Origin of the sequence: Paenibacillus sp. tmac-D7, from assembly GCF_006519665.1 — a bacterium.
GTDB lineage: Bacteria > Bacillota > Bacilli > Paenibacillales > NBRC-103111 > Paenibacillus_G > Paenibacillus_G validus.
Genome location: NZ_VIDW01000086.1, coordinates 1 through 6,144 on the forward strand (window position 1 = coordinate 1; position 6,144 = coordinate 6,144).

General features: G+C 46.8%; 4 protein-coding genes and 1 pseudogene. All 5 read right to left on the reverse strand.

The genetic code is table 11. From position 1 onward, the window contains the following. Positions 1 to 231 precede the first annotated feature (231 nt). Positions 232 to 621, reverse strand: coding sequence for a penicillinase repressor BlaI (gene blaI, locus FKP33_RS26300; RefSeq protein WP_141336770.1), 390 nt, complete (start codon positions 619 to 621; stop codon positions 232 to 234). A gap of 86 nt (positions 622 to 707) precedes the next feature. Beyond that, positions 708 to 2,486 carry a BlaR1 family beta-lactam sensor/signal transducer gene (locus FKP33_RS26305; RefSeq protein WP_141336771.1) on the reverse strand — a complete coding sequence of 593 codons (1,779 nt, stop codon included), beginning with the start codon at positions 2,484 to 2,486 and terminating at the stop codon, positions 708 to 710. 80 nt (positions 2,487 to 2,566) lie between these two features. Then, entirely contained in the window at positions 2,567 to 4,585 is a 2,019-nt protein-coding gene (locus FKP33_RS26310) for a penicillin-binding transpeptidase domain-containing protein (RefSeq protein ID WP_141336772.1), read from the reverse strand. A gap of 86 nt (positions 4,586 to 4,671) precedes the next feature. Then, entirely contained in the window at positions 4,672 to 5,589 is a 918-nt protein-coding gene (gene bla, locus FKP33_RS26315; RefSeq protein WP_141336773.1) for a class A beta-lactamase, read from the reverse strand. Positions 5,590 to 5,862: 273 nt separating this feature from the next. After that, positions 5,863 to 6,144: pseudogene (locus FKP33_RS26320) on the reverse strand (transposase); the annotation flags it as partial.

Here is a 6,144-nt window from a genome sequence, read left to right on the forward strand (position 1 = left end):
AAATGCACTCGTTCCAAAAACCATAAGAAGATTATTACTCGACATGTTTGGGAAGATAGCAAGGAATGGGTGCTTAGAATATCATTGGAAAACCCCGCAAGGTTAATCCAATGAATTCAAAGGGGTGTATTTTTTATGGCATACAAGGGACAAAACTTCAACAGTGTCCGGTATCAATAAAGCCGTGAGGTCCACAATAATTTTAATCCTTGTATTAAGCTTTGATCGGCCTCAAGTTTTACGCTTTTCAGATTTCTCATGTAAAATGGAGCGCAGCTCTTTGATCTCCTCTTCGGTCATCGATTGTTCTTCGATAAACTGAACCAGCATCGATTTCATCGTCCCGCCATAAATTCGTTTAAGAAAAGATTGCGTCTCGGCGCGTTGACATTCGCTTTGCGTGTATAGAGGAATAAAGGTATACACCCTTTGATCCTGGTTGACGCCGACTACCTGTTTTTTGACCAGACGATCCAACAGCGTACGAATCGTCTTAGGCTTCCAATCCGTTTTTTCCTGCAAGGAGCGGATGACCTCGTTAGCGGTTAGTGGAGCCTTTTCCCAAAGCACATTCATGACTTCCCATTCTGCTTCCGAAATTCCTGGCACTTGTTTAGACATCCCCGTCACCCTCATAAATTACATGTGTAGTTTACATGCTACCTTGGGAAATCTGCCGTGTCAATGCTCGGCGGACCCACCAAGATTCATGAATATATGCCTTTATCCCTCAAAATTTGTAATGTGATTTCCGCCGCCTTACTCCCGTTCGAGTGATCTTCATTTTGAATGTTCGTTGCAAAGAAGTAGGTATTGCCATTGTTCTCTACATACCCAACAAACCATCCGTTTATATTTTTATGATTGACAGCGCCCGTACCCGTCTTGCCGGAAAGATGCGCGCCATCCTTTTCTTCCAATTTTATCGCATCTTTCACGGTCTGGATATGTTTCTCCTGGAATCCGAATTGGTTTGTATACAATGCCTTCAAAACTTGTACCTGTTCCACCGGAGAAATTTTTAATGAAGATTCCAGCCAAAACGGCTCCGTTCCACCGGAAATGTCAGCATTCCCAAAGCGGAATTGTGTTATATAGGCCTGCAGTTTCGTCCGATCCACCCTGCTCTCCATAGCCTGGAAATACCAATTTACGGAGTTCTTCATCGCCGTAAACAAATTTTGATCCTTGTTCCATGCCTCATATGGATACATATCGCCATTCCATTCGATTTTGGAATTTTTGTCCGAAATGACGTTGGACTCCAGACCAATCAAAGCGCTGTACATTTTGTAAGTGGAATCCGGGGAAACCCGCCATGTGCTTTTCCGTTCGTTGTAAATACGATATTGATCGGCATGCAGATCGTACAATACAAAAGCGCCTTCATAACCGGAAAAATAGGAACTTAGATCCTCGTAAACGGTACGTTCGCCTGTAAAGGAATAGCGCTGATCGTCATCGCGGGCCATCGCGGAAACGAGCGGAATTTGACTTGAAACGAAGACGCCCGCAAGCAAAAAAACAGCGATGCTTTTGATTTTCAAACCCTTTGATTCAGCCTGAAATATTGCAATCGTTTCGATGCGTTTTTTGATTTGGCTTTTTGGACTGACGAGTTGACTTGCCAAAGCGAAATTCATAGACTGTGACGCTCTGTCCGCAAAGTTGATAATCGTATTGCCGTATTCGGCATAGCAATGGTCGTCCAATGATTGCAACACAGCAATATCGCAGGCGATTTCACGATCCAATCTCATTTTTTGAAATGCGATCCAAACCAGGGGGTTGAACCAATAGATGAGTTGAAACACGACGATGCCATAATTCGCTATGTTATCCTTATGTTTCAAGTGATTCAATTCGTGCAAAAAAATATATTTGATTTCATCCAGAGAAAGCCATTCGGTGAATCGGACTGGAAACACAAGATACGTCTTAAACAAACCAACCAGCATCGGAGATTTTACAAGCGGCGATTCCAAGACGATCAAATCTTTTTTCATATGCAGATGCTTTTTGCACCGCTCTAATAAGTCTAAAACTTCTTGATTGGATACGCGACGGGACATCTTTTTCATATTCCTGATTTTGAGCCAAGAATGCATGGTTAACATAGCAAAAGCGAACATCCCGGCAAACCAAACTACGGGCATAATGATCTGAAGAAATGCCGGAGCGGAACGATTGACGGAAATGGTAAAGTCCTGCAGCCAATTCGCATTTCCGGAGTCTTGGGCTCCTGAGCCGGTTGCAGAAACACCTATGCCATGGTATAGACTCCCGTCGAAACCGGCAAACACCGTTCCGAATTGAAAAAAATGACTCGGGATCAACGGAAGCGCTAATGCAACCATCAATAAGAACCATAAATTATAGTGCCATTTTGCAGTAAGCTGCTTTTGAAAGATTGCTTTAATCAGCATAATACCCGCGGTCGAAAAAAAAGAAACGACAATACTTATCACAAACATCGAAAAAAACATGCTGCCTGTCTCCCTCCTTCAACCTTTACAAAGGTACCTACTAATATCGCATTTCTTTATCGATTTATCAAACTAACTTTTCAATACAAGCCCTCCAGGTACTCTCGGAGAACAGGTGCCGTTTTTCTTACGACATAAGCGCTCCCTCCGCGATTCTGCACATCTTCGATCATAACCGCCATCAATATATCGGTTCGTACCGCATCATAAGCCACGAACCAGCCGTTTTCTTGACCTTTCTCCTCTTTGCTTCTTTTTAACTCCGCTGTACCGGTTTTCCCCGCAATCCGACGACCTTTTATATACGCTCCGTGTCCTGTTCCCCTTGGATTTTCGACAACCTCAAGCAGCATGCGGTTTACCGCTGCGGCCGTTTCCTGAGACAGAACCGGCTCTCCCCATGGTTTTCCCCGAGGCTCCTCGCCTTCCGTAAGCTCCATTACTGGCGTTATCAGTTCCCCTTCATTGATAAATGGGGTATAGGATAAGGCCAGGTGCAGCGGACTCATAGCGACTTCTCCTTGTCCGTAGGAGGAATCGGCCAACAGGATTTCACTGGTTATCCCGTTGTTCGATAAACTCGCCTGGGGAAACGGGTACGAAATCGGCAGGGGCTTTCCAAACCCGAATTTTTCTGCCTCCCTGCTGAAGTGGTCCACACCGATTTCGATTGCCTCTTGGGCCAAGTAAATATTGTCCGAGTTTACGATAGCGTCCGTAAGGCTCTCAACGGGAACATTTCTCACCCGTTTCACATAATAGCTGCCCCAGCTTTCATCTTTCGCCCACCGTAATCCATCGATGGTCTTGATCTCATGGACCGCGCTTACCCCAAGCTGTAATCCGATAGAAGCGGTGATCGGTTTAAATACGGAACCCGGTGCGTACAGTTTTGTAAATCGATTTAAAAGCGGCTTCTTGGGGTCTTCGTTCCACGAATTCCATTGTACCGAAGTTAATCCTTGAACAAACAGGTTCGGATCGTAGGCCGGACTGCTGACCAACGCCAAAATTTCGCCCGTCCGGGGGTGAATGGCGGCTCCCGTTCCCGCGTCTTCCTTTAGAGATCGATAAATCGAATCCTGCAGCAGCGCGTCGATCGTCGTATGGATATCCTCTCCGTTCACCGGCTCGACCTTGGCAAGCGTTTCTTTCACCCGCCCATCCGATTTGACAATCATGATTTGCACGCCGTCCCGTCCCCTTAGTCGATCCTCGTAAATCATCTCCATTCCCGCTTTCCCGACAACGTCGGCAGGACCGAACCGTATTTCCGGATGCTTTTCGATATCTTCGGAAGTGACTTGTCGGATATACCCGGTCAAATGAGCGGCAGCTTCTCCGTACGGGTATATCCTTGCACTTTTCTCTCTTTTGGTTACCCCCTGCAAATCGCTGAAATCAAGTTTACCCCGATCTCCCGTCACATTGACGATGGGTACGAAAGCATCATCCTTGACCCATGGAGCCGCGAGTTTTTCCTGAATAAACGATTCCGGAACCGCAATCCTCTCCGCGAGCTTGGCGATCATTTTCTCCTTCGCATCCCCCAGCTGGCCCGGAACGATTCCCAGCACTTCGATGCTTCCGTTTGCACCAAGCTTCCGGCCAAACCGGTCATAGATAACCCCCCTTTCCGCCTTCAGCGTACGAACGTTCACCCTATCTCCTTTTTCCATCGACGGGAATAGTAAGGATTCCTTCCATGCCACTTTCCATTCCTGATTCGTTTCTTTGTTCCTTATAATTTGCATGGTACCGTCGATAGCGATCGGTCCTGCCGCGGTGTCCATCTTGAGTTGATAAGGGAACGTCTTGATGTCCAAAGCGTTATTTTCCGCTTCGCCGGCATGAATCACGGGGGTAACGCTAAGGTTGCTCATTTCGATCCCTTCGTAGATGGAACGATAGCGAGTGACGAACTCATCTTTCGTCATCGTGTCTTGGGCCGGTTTGATCAGTTCGTACATGTGTTCATATTGTCCGTGCTGCCAATACCCGATATAGCTTGTAAACACATCTTCCGGTTGAATCTTCTCTTTGCAGCCCGTCAGAACGAATAGGAATAGTAACGTGCAAAATAAAAAAACGTTCTTCATAAGGCAATCTCCTTTGAACCATGGTTAAGGTATAAATGAAAGGCTCGCTAACTGCTTATAAGCAATTTGCAAGCCTTTCATTGTGATTATTGTGACGGGTCCTTGGCGGTTTGCATCAAAGCGTCCAATGCAGTCTTGGCAGCCTGTGCGATGAGTGAGTTGTCATAGCCGGCATCCTTCGTATCGCGGCTTGACAATATCGCAATGACGATGGGATCGCCGTTCGGAGGCCACACAATACCAATGTCGTTTCGCGCTCCATAATTCCCTGCGCCGGTTTTATCTCCGACCGTCCAGCCCTCAGGTACACCCGCGCGAATCAGTTCGTCTCCCGTCGTGTTTCCTCGCAGCCAATCCGTAAGGATCGTACGTTTGTTTGCCGGAAGCGCGTCACCGACTGTAAAAGCGTGGAGCGAGGTGGCAAGAGCCCTTGGCGTGCTTGAATCACGGTCGTCTCCAGGGACGGCTTCGTTCAGCTCGGTTTCGTAGCGGTCCGCTTGTGTGACGGTATCGCCAATTTGCTTAAGAATCGCTTCGAATCCAGCGGGACCTCCTAACCGCTTGAACAAGAGATTTCCCGCTGTATTATCGCTATAGCGAACGGCAGCATCGCTTATTTCCCTTAGCGTCATTCCAGTCGATACATGCTTTTCCGTAATGGGCGAATAGGTAACCAAGTCATTGCTGGAATAGGTAATGATTTCATCAAGTTCCTCGATCGAGCTCTTCAGCAGAACTGCGCCTGCCGCCAGAGCCTTGTATGTAGACGCGTAAGCGAACCGCTCATCAGGCCGGTAAGCAATCGTTCGCCCCGTTCCGGTGTCGATTGCGTAAACGCCGAGCCTAGCATCGTATTCATCCTCTAGTTGTACAAACGCTTGATCCGTGACGGCCGCTTTAGCCGCTGGCCGTGTCTCTTCGATCTGGACAGCAGCCGTAGGCACTTCGGTCTTTGCGCAGCCGGTCAGCGGCAGAAGAGCGATCAAAAACATCGATGTTGCCATCTTTAGCTTGTTTGCCCGAAATATAAATCCATGTTTTGTTTTCAAAGTCCAATCCTCATTTCAATAATCTTCAAAATACAAATGCGCTACCTTTTAAAAAACAAGCTATCCTCCTTTTAGGATGATTACTTACGTAATCCTATACTACATTTGTAATCCATAAATGTCAAACTCATCTTATGTTACATCACGTCACTCTGCAACCTGCATACTAACTCTACCGTTACAAAAAAAAGAGGCCTCACGGCCTCTTCAGATTGACGAGAAAGCCCATCATTTTGAATGTCGGTCCAGGTGGAGAGCGATCTTTTTCATGTTCTGTACTGCAGCGGTCATTAACGCTTGCTCTGTTACATTTCGTAATCCCCGCAAACAGCAATAGCGAAACCCATGGAGCTGTTTAGCGTCCGCGAAGCTTCGCTCAATCGTTTCCTTTCTCTTTTTGTATCAATACTTGCCCGACTTACTTAAACGGTTCTCACGCACCCATTCCTTGCTATCTTCCCAAACATGTCGAGTAATAATCTTCTTGTGGTTTTTGGAACGAGTGCATTC

Coding starts and splice junctions, on each gene's coding strand:
- blaI (WP_141336770.1), bottom strand. CDS start 621: ATGTCTAAACAAGTGCCAGGAATTTCGGAAGCAGAATGGGAAGTCATG.
- FKP33_RS26305 (WP_141336771.1), bottom strand. CDS start 2,486: ATGTTTTTTTCGATGTTTGTGATAAGTATTGTCGTTTCTTTTTTTTCG.
- FKP33_RS26310 (WP_141336772.1), bottom strand. CDS start 4,585: ATGAAGAACGTTTTTTTATTTTGCACGTTACTATTCCTATTCGTTCTG.
- bla (WP_141336773.1), bottom strand. CDS start 5,589: ATGGCAACATCGATGTTTTTGATCGCTCTTCTGCCGCTGACCGGCTGC.